The sequence below is a fragment of the Paracoccus sp. NBH48 genome (assembly GCF_015390265.1).
GTDB classification, from domain to species: domain Bacteria; phylum Pseudomonadota; class Alphaproteobacteria; order Rhodobacterales; family Rhodobacteraceae; genus Paracoccus; species Paracoccus marcusii.
The window spans coordinates 209,698-224,969 of record NZ_VUOJ01000003.1; the positions used below are offsets into that span (position 1 = coordinate 209,698).

Genomic DNA, 15,272 nt, shown 5'->3' on the forward strand with positions numbered 1-15,272 from the left:
TCAGCGCCCCGTGATGCCCTCGATCTGCGGCAGCACGCGGGGCTGGGTCACCAGTTCCGGGCGGCGGCGTTCATAGAACGCGTTGCCGCCCGCCGTCACGACGTAATGCATGTTGTTGTAGGACGCGCGATAGCTGGCCGCGTGAAAGAACTGGGCGTTCTGGATCATCGGATGGCGTTCGCCGCGCAGCACGGACACGGCCGCCTCGCGCAGGCGCGGGGCCGACGCCCGGTCCATCCGCTTGGTCAGGACGCCGGGCGCGAACTGGTTCTTCTGCCCCACCACGCCGCAGACCGACCGCGGATAGTTGCCTGACTGGACGCGGTTCATCACCACGCTGCCCACCGCGATCATCCCGTCCCGGCTCGACCGGTTCGATTCGAAATACATGGCGCGTTCCATGCATTCCAGCTCGCTCTGGCGCTTGAAACCGCCGCAGGCGGCCAACGACGACAGCACCGCCAGCAACGCGGCGCCGCGCAGCATCCCCTTTGAAAAACCCATGCCTGTCCCTGCCCTTGCAGCCTTGTTGGTTTTCGCAACGCTTAGCAGCAGGCGGGCCGCGCGGACAACTGCCAGATCACATCTGAACTATGTCACATCCCTGTTGACAGAAGTCACCCGCGCCGATTAGCGTGCAAATGTCAGAGGGAGACTGACATATGTATCGGCACGCTTGGTGGGCGTCCGGCATGGGGGGACGACATGACCACGCCGCTGTTGGAGGCCTCGGGCTTTCGCAAATCCTTCGATGGCGTTCCCGCGCTGAAGCTGGGCCAGTTCCGGCTGGAGCCGGGATCGGTGCATGCGCTGTGCGGCGGCAACGGCGCAGGCAAGTCGACCTTCCTCAAGATCCTGATGGGCATCCATCACCGCGATGCGGGCACCCTGCTGCGCAACGGCCAGCCGGTGGTGTTCGACAACCCGTCCCAGGCCCTGGCGCACGGCATCTCGATCATCGAGCAGGAGCTGAGCCCCGTCCCGGCCATGACCGTGGCCGAGAACATCTATCTGGGCCGCGAACCGGTGGGGATGTTCGGACGCATCGCGTTCCGCGAGATGAACAGCCGCGCCCAGTCGCTGCTGGACGGGTTCCAGTTCGGCATCCGCGCGGACAGCCTGATGATGGACCTGACCGTGGCCCAGACCCAGCTGGTCGAGATCGCCAAGGCGCTGAGCTATGACGCCGAGGTCATCATCATGGACGAGCCGACTTCTGCCCTGGGCGAGGCCGAGGCCGACCAGCTGTTCGCCGCCATCGACACGCTGAAGGCGCGCGGCAAGGGGGTGATCTATGTCAGCCACCGCCTGTCCGAGATCTTCGGCGTCTGCGACAGCTATACCGTGTTCCGCGACGGCAGCTTCGTCGAAACGGGCAGCCTGGCCGACATCGACAAGGACCACCTGATCCAGCTGGTCGTGGGCCGCCCCCTGACCGAGGAGTTCGTCAAGGAGAACACCCCGCAGGCGCGCCGCCTGCTGTCGGTCGCGGGGCTTGCCGCCGATCGCGGCGTCCGGGACGTCAGCTTCGATCTGCGCGAGGGCGAGATCCTGGCGCTGTACGGCCTGATGGGGTCTGGCCGGACCGAGATCTTCGACCGCCTGTTCGGCCTGTCGGCCGAGACGGCCGGCACAGTGACCATCGACGGGCGCCCCGCCCGCATCACCACCCCGCGCGAGGCGATCGAGGCCGGGCTGGCCTATGTGACCGAGGACCGCAAGCGGTCCGGCCTGGTCCTGACGGGCGACGTGCGCGAAAACCTGTGCCTGGCCACGCTGGACCGCATGTCCGCGGGCCCGGTGATGAACGCCCGTGCCGAGGGCCGCGCCGCCACCCGGATGATCGACACGCTGAACATCCGCACCGCGTCGGACCGGCTGAACGTCGCGCATCTGTCGGGCGGCAACCAGCAGAAGGTCGTGCTGGGCAAGTGGTTCCTGACCGAGCCGCGCATCCTGCTGCTGGACGAACCCACGCGCGGCGTCGACGTGGGCGCGAAGCGCGAGATCTATCGCGTGATGTCCGATTTCGCCCGCGCGGGCGGGGCGGTCGTCATGGTCTCGTCCGAGACGGACGAGGTGCTGGGCATGGCCGACCGCGCGGTCGTCATGCGGGACGGGCGCGTGGCGGGCGAGTTGGATCGCGCCGCGATGTCGGCCGAGAAACTGCTGCATCTGGCGGTCTGACGCGCCGGGACGGACGCCGTCGACGGATGCATGAACGGGAGAGAGACAGGGTGGAAGACCAGATCAAGACCGCAGCGCAGCCGCGCCGCATGATCCCGGCGCGGATCGGACGTGACGCGCAGCGATACGGCATCCTGATCGCGCTGGCGCTGCTGTGCATCGTGCTGTCGATCGTCAGCGAGAATTTCCTGACCTCGCGCAACATCATCAACGTGCTGCGCCAGACCTCGATCAACGGGATCCTGGCGATCGGGATGACCTTCGTCATCCTGACGCGCGGCATCGACCTGTCGGTCGGATCGGTGGTCGCGCTGGTGGGCGTGGTCTCGGCCAGCTTCGCCACGACCTCGGCGGCGGGGTTCATTCCCGGCGCGCCCTACATGCCGCTGATCCCCATCGCGGTGGGCCTGATCACCGGCACCGCGATGGGCGCGCTGTCGGGGATCGCGGTCGCGCGCTTTGCGGTCCCGGCCTTCGTCGCGACGCTTGGCATGCTGTCGGCGGCGCGCGGGCTGACGCTGATCTATTCGGGCGGGCGGCCGGTCCCGGCGCTGACCGACGGCTATCGCTGGATCGGGACGGGCGACATCGCGGGCATCCCGGTGCCGATCATCCTGTTCGGCCTGGTCTTCGCGCTGTCGCATTTCGTGCTGACCCGGACCCGCTTTGGCCGCCACGTCTATGCGGTAGGCGGCAACCCCCATGCGGCCAAGGTGTCGGGCCTGCCCGTCCGCGCCATCCGGTTTTCGGTCTATGCCATATCGGGCGCGCTGGCGGGCATCGCGGGGATGATCCTGGCTGCGCGGACCGGCTCGGCCCTGCCCCAGGCGGGTGTCGCCTATGAGCTGGACGCCATCGCGGCGGTCGTGATCGGCGGCACCAGCCTGGCGGGCGGCGTGGGCCGGGTCACCGGCACCGTCATCGGCGCGCTGCTGATTGGGGTGATGAACAACGGCCTCGATCTGCTTGGGGTCGAATCCTATTACCAGCAGGTGATCAAGGGGGCGCTGATCGTGGCCGCCGTCATGCTGGACCGGTCCCGCAAGACCGAAGACTGAGATCCGGCGCGTGCCGGGACATGGTGTCACCGAGGGAGGAAACCAGATGACGACGAAGATGATGATGACGGCCAGCGCATTGGCGCTTGGCCTGGGCCTGGGCGCGGCGCAGGCGCAGGACGACCCGATCAAGATCGGCATGGCCGCCTATGGCCTGAATGCCGAGTTCATGCAGCTGTGGTCGGCGGCGGGCGAAAAGCACCCGGCGGTCGAATCCGGCATGGTCGAGCTGACCATCTTTGACGGCCGCTATGACGCGCTGGTCCAGCAGGACCAGTTCGAGACGATGATCACCCAAGGCTTCGATGCGATCGTCTTTGCGCCGATGGACGTCGAGGCCGGCGCTACCGCCGTCCAGCTGGCCGTCGATGCGGGCATCCCCGTCGTCGGATCGAACGCGCGGGTCAACAGCGACCTGCTGACCGCCTATGTCGGATCGAACGACGTCGAGGCCGGCTATCTGGAGGCCAAGGCCGTCCTGGACAAGATGGGCTGCCAGGGTGCGGTGGTCATCATCGAGGGCCCGATCGGCCAATCCGGCGAAATCCAGCGCGGCGAGGGCAACGAGAAGGCCCTGGCCGAATGCCCCGACGTCAAGATCCTGGAACGCCAGACCGGCAACTGGTCGCGCGCCGAGGCGCAGGCCCTGATGGAGAACTGGCTGACCGCGCATGGCAACGACATCAAGGGCGTGATCGGCCAGAACGACGAGATGGCCCTGGGTGCCATCGAGGCGATCAAGGCCGCCGGCATGGACGTGGCCGATTTCGCGATCGCGGGCGTGGACGGGGTGACCGACGCGCTGAACGCGGTCAAGGCGGGCCAGATGGATTCGATCCTGCAGGACGGCGAGGCCCAGGCCCTGGGCTCGATCGACGTGGCGATCAAGGCGGTAAAGCCCGACTATGAGCCCATGTCGGCGATCTGGGAACAGTATCCCGACATGCCGTGGAACAACGGCGCGGACAAGGAATACAACGTGCCCTGGACACCTGTGACGGCCGAGAACGTCGACGCCCTGCTGGCCACGCGCCAGTAACGACCACCCCCTTCGGCGGCACGCCTGCCGGAGGGGCCACCTGACCCACGAAAGGACTGCGGATGGCCGCTTCACTTGATTTCAGCCTGGGCGGCCAGACCGCCGTGGTGACGGGTGCCGGATCGGGCATCGGTGCCGCCATCGCGCAGGCCTTTGCCGCCCAGGGCGCGCGCGTCGCGCTGCTGGACATGAACCTGGCGGCCGCGACGGATGCCGCGGCCGCCCTGCCCGACGCCCAGGCCTTTGCCTGCGACGTGACCGACGCGGCCAGCATCGGTGCGGCCGTCGATGCGGTGACGCAGGCCTTTGGCGGCATCGACATCCTGGTCAATTCAGCGGGCATCGTGGACCTGGCCCCGGCCGAGGATCTGAGCGACGGCGCCTGGACGCGAACCATCGCGGTCAACCTGACCGGCAGCTTCCTGATGGCGCAGGCCGTGGGGCGCGGGATGATCGCGCGGGCCAAGGGCGGGCGCATCATCAACCTGGCCAGCCAGGCAGGCTCGGTCGCGATCGAGGGGCATGTCGCCTATTGCGCGTCAAAGTTCGGCATCGTCGGCGTGACCAAGACGCTGGCGCTGGAATGGGGCGGGCATGGGATCACCGTCAATTCCATCTCTCCGACCGTGGTGATGACCGATCTGGGCCGCAAGGCCTGGGAGGGCCCCAAGGGCGAGGCGATGAAGGCGCTGATCCCCGCCGGCCGCTTTGCCGAACCCCACGAGATCGCCGCGGCGGCGGTGTTCCTGGCATCGGACGCGGCGGCGATGATCAACGGCGCCGACCTGCTGGTCGACGGCGGATACACGGTGCGATGATGGGGGACGACATGGCGACCAAGGCGATGCAGCGTTTCGTCAACGACCCCGACGACATCGTCGACGAGACGGTGGCGGGCTTCATCAAGGCGCATCGCGACCTGGTGCGCAAGGACCCGGCCAACCCGCGCGTGGTCCTGTCGCGCTTTGCGCCCCAGAACGGCAAGGTCGGCATCGTGACCGGCGGCGGGTCGGGGCATGAACCGGCCTTCATCGGCTATGCGGGCCGTAACCTGGTCGATGCCGTGGCCGTCGGAGAGCTGTTCTCGTCGCCCACCGCGAAAAGCTTTGCCGATGCCATCCGGGCCGCCGATGGCGGTGCCGGGGTCGCGGTCCTCTACGGCAACTATGCGGGCGACAACATGAACGTGCACATGGCCGCGGGCATGGTGGCCGAGGACGGGATCGAGGTCGCCACCGTGGTGGCCAACGACGACGTCTGTTCCGCCCCCGCATCCGAACGCGCCAAGCGCCGCGGCGTGGCCGGAGAGATCTTCATGTGGAAGATCGGCGGCGCCAAGGCCGCGCTTGGCGGCACCCTGGCCGAGGTTCGGGCCGCGGCCCAGCAGGCGATCGACGCCTGCCGGTCGGTGGGCGTGGGCCTTGGCCCCTGCACCCTGCCCGCGGTGGGTCATCCGAACTTCCAGATTGCGCCCGGCACGATGGAGGTCGGTATCGGCCATCACGGCGAACCCGGCACGCGGGTCGAGGCGCTGAAGACCGCCGACCAGGTCGCCGACGACATGGTCCGGATCGTGCTGGACGATCACGCCCTGCCCGACGGAACCGAGGTCGCGGTGCTGGTCTCGGGCTTGGGCGCGACGCCCGTGAACGAACTCTATGTGCTGTACGACCGGATCGAGGTCGGGCTGGAACGCGCGGGCCTGCGGGTGCACCGGGCCTTTGTCGGAAACTATTTCACCTCGCTGGAGATGGTGGGGGCCACGCTGACGGTCATGGCGCTGGACGATGACCTGAAGCCCCTGCTGGACATGGATTGCGCGGCGCCCGGCCTGACCGTCGCGGGCACACGGCCGGCACCGGTGGGCGCTTTGTCGGGCGGTCCGCGCCACCGCGCCGCCGCCGCGGCCGCCGACACCGCCCCCCGCGCGCCCGAGGCCGCGGGCCATCCCCGCCTGTCCGTCGCGCAATCGGGCGACATCGTGGCCGAACTGGCCGCGGTGATCGTCGCCAACAAGGCGCACCTGTCCGAGGTGGACGGCCTGATCGGAGACGGCGATCACGGGATCAACATGGCCAAGGGCTTTGGCCGCGCGGCCGAACGCCTGTCGGGCCAGCCGCTGGACGGGGCCTTCCTGGTGCTGTCGGACGTGCTGATGTCCGAGATCGGCGGATCGATGGGGCCGCTTTACGGGTTCATGTTCCGCGACATGGGCCGCACCATCCGCGACCGCGCCGCCATCGACGCGGACGGGTTCCTGACCATGCTTCAGGCGGGGCTGTCCGCCGTCACCGCCACCGGCGCCGCCAAGGTCGGCGACAAGACCCTGATCGACTGCCTGGACCCGGCCATCGCGGCCTTCGACGCGGCACGACCCGACGGGTTCGCCGCGGCCTTGCGGGCGATGGCGCGGGCGGCGCAGCAGGGGCGCGACAGCACTGTCGACATGGTCGCCAAGCTGGGCCGCGCGGCGCGGTTGGGCGAACGGTCGCGGGGGGTGCCCGATGCCGGGGCGACGTCCTGCTGCCTGATCCTGACGACGCTGGCCGACAGCGTGGAACGCCGCCTGTCGCAGCCGTGACGTGCCGTTCCGGGACCGCTTGCAACCCTGCGGCGGGCCGTGCCAATGAGGTCCGACATGCAGACGTTCTCGCGCCATGATCTGACCGACCTGTTCCGCAGCCTGGCCGAGCGCATGGCCGCGGAACAATCCTATCTGGCCGAACTGGACGGAGAGATCGGCGATGCCGATCACGGCGTGGCGATGGCCGGGGGCTTTGCCGCCGCGGCGCGCGCCCTGGGCGAGGCGGGCGGGGCGGACCAGACGCTGGCACAGGGGCTGACCCTGGCCGCGTCGTCCCTGCACAACGCTGTCGGCGCCACGACCGGCCCGCTTTATGCCAGCGCCCTGCTGCGCGCCGCCTCGGCGCTTGGCGCCGAGACGCAGGTGCCCCTGTTCCGCCTGCCAGAGGTCATCGTCGCCATGGCCGAGGGGATCGCCGCCCGCGGCCAAGGCAAGCCCGGCGACAAGACCATGGTCGATGCCTGGGCGCCCGCCGCCCATGCCGCCCGCGCAGGCCTGCAGGCGGGCCAGCCCGCGACCGAGGTGCTGGCCGCCGCGGCTCGTGCCGCCGCCGACGGCGCACAGGCGACGCGCGCGATGATGGCCAGCCGCGGCCGCGCCGCCCGCCTTGGACCGCGCAGCGTGGGCCATCTGGACCCCGGCGCGGTATCTGCCGCGGCGCTGCTGGACAGCCTTGCGCACTGGGCCCGGCGCCGCGCGGAGGGGGCGCGCCCATGACCACCACCCCCCGCCAGCCCCTGCGCTTTGGCGAGGACCCGCTGCTGTGGGCGTCCTGGCTGTATTACCAGGAGGGCCTGACCCAGGGCGACATCGCCACACAGATGGGCGTGTCCCGCGCCTCTGTGAACGCCTATCTGGCGGATGCGCGCACCCGCGGCATCGTCTCGATCGAGATCGACCCCGAACGGTTCCGCGCGCTGAGCCTGGCGCAGGCGATGCAGGACCATTTCGGCCTGACCGACTGCCTGGTGATCCCGTCCGAAGGCGGCGACAGCCCGCTGATCGACCGGCTTGGCGCGGCCGCGGCACAGGTGCTGTCGCGGCTGGCGCGATCGGCCGACACGATCGCGGTGACCTGGGGACGGACCGTCCTGTCGATGGCCAGTCGCGTCGACCGCGCCGGGCTGCAGGACCTGCGCGTGGTGCAGGCGACGGGCGGGACCACCGCCAAGATCCCCTGGACGCCCGAAGCCTGCGCGACGCGGCTGGCGGAATCGATGGGCGCGCGGTGCATCCCGATCTCGGCCCCGGCAATCGTGTCATCGCCCGACATGCGCGCGCTGCTGCTGCGAGAGCCGGTGGTGGCAGAACAGATGGCGGTGCTGGCGCAGGCCAACCGGATCGTGCTGGGCATTTCCTCGCTGCGGCCGGAAAGCACCATCCACAGCAGCGGCTTTTTCGACGACGTGGCCATGCACGCCCATTACCACGCCGCGGTGGGCAGCATCGCGGGGCGGCTGATCGACGCCCAGGGCCAGCCCGTCGATGGTCCGCTGGAGGGGCGGACCATCGGCATCGACCTGGGCGGCCTGCGGTCCGTGCCCTGCCGGATCGGCGTTGCAGGCGGCATGGACAAGGTCCAGGCGATCCTGGCCGCGCTGCGCGGGAACTACATCAACGTGATGGTGACCGATGCCGACACCGCCCGCGCCATCCTGACCTCCGAAGGGCATGACGACACGCCCGCGCGGCGCCGCGACCAGGCAGCCCAGCCCCTGCCCGAACGCCTGCGGGTCAAGAAGTTCATCAACCGCCCCCAGGACGCCGTGAACGAGACGGTGGCCGGCGCCCTGCTGGCGCATGAGGACATGCTGGCCCCCATCACCGGTGCGCCACGCGCCCTGCGGGCCACGGGCGCCCCCCGGGCCGGCAAGGTCGGCCTGGTCATCGGCGGCGGGTCGGGGCACGAGCCGGGGTTCTTCGGCTATGTCGGGCGCGGATTGGCGGATGCGGTCGCGATCGGCAACGTCTTTGCCGCACCACCGCCCGACCCGATCCTGGCGGCGACGCTGGCCGCGGATGGTGGGGCGGGCGTGCTGCACATCTTCGGCAACTTCTCGGGCGATCTGATGAACTTCGAGATGGCGGCCGAGATGGCCGCCGCCCGCGGCGTGCCGGTGCGCACCATCGTGACCACCGACGACATCGCCTCGGCCCCCGTCGACACGCGGGCGGCGCGGCGCGGGGTGGCGGGCAATGTCTTCGTCTTCAAGGTCGCGGGGGCCGCCTGCGACCGGATGCTGCCGCTGGAGACCTGCGCGGGGCTGGCGCTGCGCGCCAACCAGCGCTGCTACACGATGGGGATCGCGTTGGAGCCCGGCGCCTCGGTTGACAGCCAGAAGCCCAGCTTTCGCCTTGGCGCCGATGACATGGAGATCGGCGTGGGCGTGCATGGCGAACGCGGCATCGCCCGTGCGCCCCTGGCCAGCGCGGACGGCGCCGCCGACCTGATCGTGGACCGCATCCTGGACGAGATGCGCCCCGCCGAGGGCGACCGGGTCGCCCTGTTGGTGAATTCGCTTGGCGGCACGCCCAAGATGGAGCTGTACATCCTGAACCGCCGGCTGCGTGAACGTCTGCGCGCACGGGGCGTGCAGGTGCATCGCACGCTGATCGGACATTACTACACCTCGCTGGACATGGCGGGCGTGTCGATCACCGCGCTGCACCTGGACGAGGAGCTGACCGCCCTGATCGACCACCCCTGCCATTCCCCGGCCTGGACGCAGCCCTAGGCGGCCCGTCGCGGCCTGCAACCCAGCCATGCCTTGCCGATCGCCGCGCAAATCGCCATGTTAGCGCCTGACAGACCTGAAAGGATGACCCATGACCGCCCGCCGTTTCGATGCCGTGATCTTTGATCTGGATGGCACCCTGCTGGCCACCGAACAGATGACCATCGAGACCGGAGAGGCGGCGCTGGCCCGCATGGGGCGCGTGGCCCCCGACGGGCTGCTGGCATCGCTGGTGGGCATCGACGAGCCGACCTCGCGCGGGATCCTGCGCGACCACCTGGGCGCGGATTTCGACTTTCCGCACCTGGACCGGATGTGGGCCGAGGCGATGATCGAACGGCGCGACCGCGACGGAATCCCGCTGCGCCCGCATGTCCACACGCTGCTGGACGCGCTGCGGGCGGCGGGACTGCCCTTTGCCATCGCGACCTCCAGCACGGGCGATCAGGCGCGGGAAAAGCTGGCGGCGGCGGGGCTGACCGACAGCTTTGACATCGTGGTGACGCGCAGCGACGTGCCCAGCCCCAAGCCCGCCCCCGACGTCTATCTGCTGGCGGCCCGCCGGCTTGGGATCGAGCCTGCCCGCTGCCTGGCCTTCGAGGACAGCGATGTCGGCGCCATCGCCGCACGCGCGGCCGGGATGACGGTCGTGCAGGTGCCCGACATGGTGCCCCTGTCGGGAGAGAATGCCGACTTTCTGGCGACCGACCTGATCGCGGGCGCCCGGGGCATCGGCCTGCTGGCTGCCTGACCCGGTTGTGGCCCCCGCGGCGCCCCGCTAAGGTGGCGCTGTGCCCGAGGGATCGATGACCGACACCAAGCCCGCCTACCAGGTTCTGGGCCCGGAAATACCGGCCCGAAACGTTCGCCGACCTGGTCGGACAGGACGCGATGGTCCGCACGCTGAAGAACGCGTTCGCCGCCGACCGTATCGCGCAGGCCTTCATCATGACGGGCATCCGCGGCACCGGAAAGACGACCACCGCGCGCATCATCGCCAAGGGCATGAACTGCATCGGCCCCGATGGCCAGGGCGGCCCCACGACCGAACCCTGCGGCGTGTGCGAACATTGCGTGGCGATCGCCGAAGGCCGCCATGTCGACGTGATGGAGATGGATGCCGCGTCCCGCACCGGCGTGGGCGATATCCGCGAGATCATCGAATCGGTGCATTATCGGGCCGCGTCCGCGCGCTACAAGATCTACATCATCGACGAGGTCCACATGCTGTCGACCAGCGCGTTCAACGCGCTGTTGAAGACGCTGGAGGAGCCGCCCCCGCATGTGAAGTTCATCTTTGCCACGACCGAAATCCGCAAGGTTCCGGTGACCGTCCTGTCACGCTGCCAGCGCTTCGACCTGCGCCGGATCGAGCCCGAGGTGATGATCGCCCTGCTGCGCCGGATCGCCGCGGCCGAGGATGCGACGATCACCGACGACGCGCTGGCGCTGATCACCCGCGCCGCCGAAGGGTCGGCCCGCGACGCGACCAGCCTGCTGGACCAGTCGATCAGCCATGGCGCGGGCGAGACCACAGCAGACCAGGTGCGTGCGATGCTGGGCCTGGCCGACCGCGGCCGCGTGATCGACCTGTTCGAAATGGTGATGCGCGGCGACGCCGCATCAGCGCTGACCGAGTTGCAGTCGCAATATGCCGATGGCGCCGATCCGGTCGCGGTGCTGCGCGACATGGCCGAGATCGTGCACTGGATTTCCGTCGTCAAGATCACGCCGGACGCGCTGGAGGATCCGACGATCTCTCCGGACGAACGGTCGCGGGGCAAGGACCTGGCCGAGCGGCTGCCGATGCGGGTCATGTCGCGGATGTGGCAGCTGCTGCTGAAGGCGCTGGAGGAGGTGTCCGCCGCGCCCAACGCGATGATGGCCGCCGAGATGGCGATCATCCGCCTGACCCATGTCGCCGACCTGCCCGACCCCGAGGCGCTGATCCGCCGCGTCCAGCAGGCGCAGACGGCAGGAGAGTTTGCGCGCGGACCTTCGGTGGCGGGCGCGCCCGCGGCCCAAGCCCCGCAGGCGATGCGCCGCGCCCGCCCCGCGCCGGCGGTCCAGGCGGCACGGTTCCGCGGCGCATGCCCTGGCCGTGACGCCCGAATTGGTCGAGAGCTATCCCGATTTCGCGTCCGTCATCGAACTGATCACCCGGATGCGCGACATGACGCTGCTGGTCTTGGTGGAACGCCACGTGTCGCTGGTGCGCTACAGCCCCGGGCGGATCGAGTATCAGCCCCGCGACAACCCGCCCGCCGATCTGGCGCAGCGGCTGGCTGAACGTCTGCGCGGCTGGACCGCCGGACAGCGGTGGGCCGTCACCATCACGAACGAGGACGGTGCCCCCACCATCGCCGAAACCCGCGAGGCGCAGGCCCGTGCCGACCGCGACCGCGCCTTGGCCCTGCCCATCGTGCAGCAGGTGCTGGCCGCCTTTCCCGGCGCGACCCTGACCGGCATCACCCGCGTCGCCCCGGAGGCCCAGGTCGCCGACCTGCCCGAGGGTGCGGCCAATCCCCATGACGGAACCGAAGGCCCGGTGGCCGAGGTTGAGGAATGGGGACCCCTTCGAGGATGAGGACTGAACGATGATCAAGGGATTGGGCGGCTTTGGCGACATGGCCAAGATGATGAAGGCCGCCAAGGACATGCAGGACAAGATGGGCCAGATGCAGGAGGACATGGCCCGCATCACCGTCACCGGCGAATCCGGCGCGGGCCTGGTGCGCGCGACCTGCACCGCCAAGGGCGAACTGACCGCGCTGGAGATCGACCCGTCGATCTTCGTGCCGTCGGAAAAGGAGGTGGTCGAGGACCTGATCCTGGCCGCCATCAAGGACGCCCAACGCGCCGCCGAGGAGAAGATGCAGGCCGAGATGTCGCGCATGACCGAAGGCCTGGGGCCTGCCCCCCGGCATGAAGCTGCCCTTCTGAGCGGCATGGAACAGGGCGGCGACGACATCCAGGCGCTGATCGCGCTGATGGCGCGGCTGCCCGGGCTGGGCCCGCGATCCGCCCGCCGCATCGTGCTGCAGCTGGTGCGCCGGCGCAGCCAGCAGATGGTGCAGCTGTCACAACTGCTGGACCGGGTGGCGCAGAACTCGCGCGAATGCGTGGTCTGCGGCAACATCACCGACCGTGACGAATGCGCGATCTGCACCGATCCGGCCCGCGCGACCGGAGAGATCTGCGTGGTTCAGGACGTGGCCGACCTGTGGGCGCTGGAACGCGGCCGGACCTTTCGCGGCCGCTATCACGTGCTGGGCGGCACCCTGTCGGCGCTGGACGATGTGGGACCGGAGGACCTGGGGATCCCCACCCTTCTGGCGCGCATTGACGACGAAAGCATCACCGAGGTGATCCTGGCGCTGAACGCCACCGTCGACGGCCAGACCACCGCGCATTACATCGCCGATGCGCTGGAGGGGTCACCGGTGACGGTGACGGGCCTGGCCCAGGGCGTGCCCATCGGCGGAGAGCTGGACTACCTCGACGACGGCACCATCACCGCTGCCTTGCGCGCGCGTCGCAGGCTGTAACGACAAAAGGCCGCGTCGGGGGACGCGGCCTTTCCATCGGATCTTGGGCGGACGGGGGGTCCGGGGGGCTGGCCCCCCGGCCCTCGCGGGACGCGTTCAGGCGTCCAGCTTGCCGACACGCGCCGGGGTCTTGGCGATCTCGATCCGGCGGGGCTTCAGCGCCTCGGGGATCTCGCGGACCAGGTCGATATGCAGCATCCCGTCGACATGGCTGGCGCCATCGACGCGGACATGGTCGGCCAGCGTGAACTTGCGCTCGAACGCACGCGTGGCGATGCCGCGATGCAGGAAGGTCCGGCCCTCGTCCTCGTCCGCCTTGCGGGCCGACACGATCACGGCGCCGTCGCGGACCTCGACGTTCAGGTCGTCGGCGGCAAAGCCGGCCACCGCGATCGAGATGCGATAGGCGTCCTCGCCGGTCTTCTCGATGTTGTAGGGGGGATAGGTGGTGCTGGCCACGTCGGCGGTCATGGCGCGGTCCATGACGTCGGCCAGACGGTCGAAGCCGACAGAGGCCCGGTACAGCGGGGTCAGGTCGAAATTACGCATGTGTCACATCCTGTTCAAAGCGATGTCAGAGTTGCCCCCCGAAACCGGGCGGGCAGGGAAACCGACGCCGTCATGGCCGCCGGTTTCCTGAATCTAGATCGCGCGAACCGCGTTTCAAGACCCCAATGCGGCAGGTTTCGGCCCGCCCGTGGCCCAGTCCAGCAGCTCGACCGTATGCACCACCGGCACCTGCGTCCCGCCGCCAATCTGCATCATGCAGCCGATATTGCCCGCCGCGATCACCTCGGGCGCGACCGCCTCCAGCGTCTCGACCTTGCGCGCCTTCAGCTCCGACGACAGTTCCGGCTGCAGCAGGTTATATGTCCCCGCCGACCCGCAGCACAGATGCGGGTTCGCGGGCTCCAGCACGGTGAAGCCCATGCCCGACAGCAGGTCCTTGGGCGCCGACCGGATCTGCTGGCCGTGCTGCAGCGAACAGGCCGAATGATAGGCGACGCGCATTCCCTGCCCCTGATCGCCTGCCCGCGCGGGCAGGCCCAGCCCGACCAGGAACTCGGTCACGTCACGGGCCAGGCCCGCGACACGGCGCGCGTCGGCCTCCATCGGGTCGCCCTTGAACAGGTGGCCGTAATCCTTGATCGTCGTCCCGCAGCCCGAGGTGTTGATGATCACCGCGTCCAGTGCACCCCCCTCTTCGGCCGCAAGCAGGCGGCGGATGCTGTCGCGGGCGCGGGCCTTGCCGTCAGCCTCCTGCCCCATATGCAGGGTCAGCGCGCCGCAGCAGCCGAAATCCTGCGGGATCACGACTTCGACCCCCGCCCGCTGCAGCAGGCGGATGGTGGCATCGTTGATGTCGGTGTTCAGCGCCCGCTGCGCGCAGCCGACCATCAGCGCGACCCGCGCGCGACGGGTGCCCTGCGCCGGGAAGGTCTGGCCGTCGTCGTTTCGGCTGACCCGGGGGATCGACCTGGGCGCCATGTCCAGCATCGCGCGCAGGCGGCGGTCCGGCATCAGCTCCTTGAAGGGCCGCGCGATCCGCGCGCCCATCAGCGCCAGCCGGAACCGGCCCGGATGCGGCAGCACGAATTTCAGCACCCACCGCAGGAAGCGGTCGGCGACGGGACGGCGATAGGTCTCCTCGATATGCTCTCGTGCATGTTCCAGCAGGTGACCGTAATGCACGCCCGACGGACAGGTCGTCATGCAGGACAGGCAGCCCAGGCAGCGGTCGATGTGCTTGACCGTCTTTTCGTCCGCCGGCCGGCCGGATTCCAGCATCTCCTTGATCAGGTAGATACGGCCGCGGGGGCTGTCCAACTCGTCCCCAGCACCTGATAGGTCGGGCAGGTCGCCGTGCAAAAGCCACAATGCACGCAGGTCCGCAGGATCTTTTCGACCGCGCGGTCAGCGGGTCGGACAGCTGTTCGGGCGAGAAATGGGTCTGCATCAGGCAAGGTTTCCAAACAGGCGCGCGGGTCGAAACCGTGCCGCAGGTCACGCTCCAGCCGGTCGGTCAGGGGGTCGGGGGCGGGCAGGATGCCCGGCGCGCCGCTGATGCGGCGGGCATGGCCCGAAAAGGTCGGCAGGTCGGGCATCTGGCGCGCGGCAGGC

General features: G+C 69.4%; 11 protein-coding genes and 3 pseudogenes. 11 read left to right on the plus strand and 3 right to left on the minus strand.

Going from position 1 to position 15,272, the window contains the following annotated elements:
- Positions 1 to 504, minus strand: a complete 504-nt coding sequence (locus tag F1642_RS06835; protein ID WP_139598400.1) for a cell wall hydrolase — start codon at positions 502 to 504, stop codon at positions 1 to 3.
- Positions 505 to 705: 201 nt separating this feature from the next.
- Between F1642_RS06835 and F1642_RS06840 the strand changes: the two genes are divergently transcribed.
- The 11 genes and pseudogenes from F1642_RS06840 to recR all read left to right on the plus strand — a co-directional run bounded on the left by F1642_RS06840 (position 706) and on the right by recR (position 13,151).
- The gene (locus tag F1642_RS06840) at positions 706 to 2,187 is read left to right on the plus strand and encodes a sugar ABC transporter ATP-binding protein (protein WP_194885848.1); all 1,482 of its coding nucleotides are present in this window, start codon (positions 706 to 708) and stop codon (positions 2,185 to 2,187) included.
- Between the two features lie 50 nt (positions 2,188 to 2,237).
- Positions 2,238 to 3,245 carry an ABC transporter permease gene (locus tag F1642_RS06845; protein ID WP_232303354.1) on the plus strand — a complete coding sequence of 336 codons (1,008 nt, stop codon included), beginning with the start codon at positions 2,238 to 2,240 and terminating at the stop codon, positions 3,243 to 3,245.
- Positions 3,246 to 3,303: 58 nt separating this feature from the next.
- Positions 3,304 to 4,284, plus strand: coding sequence for a substrate-binding domain-containing protein (locus F1642_RS06850; protein ID WP_205963219.1), 981 nt, complete (start codon positions 3,304 to 3,306; stop codon positions 4,282 to 4,284).
- A 62-nt stretch (positions 4,285 to 4,346) separates the two neighbouring features.
- Positions 4,347 to 5,102: a GolD/DthD family dehydrogenase gene (locus F1642_RS06855; protein ID WP_194885849.1), complete on the plus strand. Its 756-nt coding sequence runs from the start codon at positions 4,347 to 4,349 to the stop codon at positions 5,100 to 5,102.
- The gene (dhaL, locus tag F1642_RS06860) at positions 5,099 to 6,865 is read left to right on the plus strand and encodes a dihydroxyacetone kinase subunit DhaL (protein WP_206692693.1); all 1,767 of its coding nucleotides are present in this window, start codon (positions 5,099 to 5,101) and stop codon (positions 6,863 to 6,865) included. Before F1642_RS06855 ends, dhaL (F1642_RS06860) begins: the two co-directional genes overlap by 4 nt.
- A gap of 57 nt (positions 6,866 to 6,922) precedes the next feature.
- On the plus strand, positions 6,923 to 7,585 hold the full coding sequence (dhaL, locus tag F1642_RS06865) for a dihydroxyacetone kinase subunit DhaL (RefSeq protein ID WP_194885850.1): 663 nt from the start codon (positions 6,923 to 6,925) through the stop codon (positions 7,583 to 7,585).
- Entirely contained in the window at positions 7,582 to 9,603 is a 2,022-nt protein-coding gene (locus F1642_RS06870) for a bifunctional sugar-binding transcriptional regulator/dihydroxyacetone kinase subunit DhaK (protein ID WP_194885851.1), read from the plus strand. Before dhaL (F1642_RS06865) ends, F1642_RS06870 begins: the two co-directional genes overlap by 4 nt.
- 91 nt (positions 9,604 to 9,694) lie before the next feature.
- Positions 9,695 to 10,354 (plus strand): HAD family phosphatase, encoded by a 660-nt coding sequence (locus tag F1642_RS06875; RefSeq protein ID WP_046001056.1) that lies wholly within the window; start codon positions 9,695 to 9,697, stop codon positions 10,352 to 10,354.
- Positions 10,355 to 10,409: 55 nt separating this feature from the next.
- Positions 10,410 to 12,197, plus strand: a pseudogene (locus F1642_RS06880) (DNA polymerase III subunit gamma/tau).
- 33 nt (positions 12,198 to 12,230) lie between these two features.
- Positions 12,231 to 12,500: pseudogene (locus tag F1642_RS16120) on the plus strand (YbaB/EbfC family nucleoid-associated protein); the annotation flags it as partial.
- 51 nt (positions 12,501 to 12,551) lie between these two features.
- On the plus strand, positions 12,552 to 13,151 hold the full coding sequence (gene recR, locus F1642_RS15630) for a recombination mediator RecR (RefSeq protein WP_255522225.1): 600 nt from the start codon (positions 12,552 to 12,554) through the stop codon (positions 13,149 to 13,151).
- Between the two features lie 96 nt (positions 13,152 to 13,247).
- Here recR and F1642_RS06890 read toward each other — a convergent pair whose 3' ends face one another.
- On the minus strand, positions 13,248 to 13,700 hold the full coding sequence (locus F1642_RS06890) for an Hsp20 family protein (RefSeq protein ID WP_045982934.1): 453 nt from the start codon (positions 13,698 to 13,700) through the stop codon (positions 13,248 to 13,250).
- A gap of 114 nt (positions 13,701 to 13,814) precedes the next feature.
- Positions 13,815 to 15,108 (minus strand): annotated as a pseudogene (gene glcF, locus F1642_RS06895) (glycolate oxidase subunit GlcF).
- Positions 15,109 to 15,272: the final 164 nt, after the last annotated feature.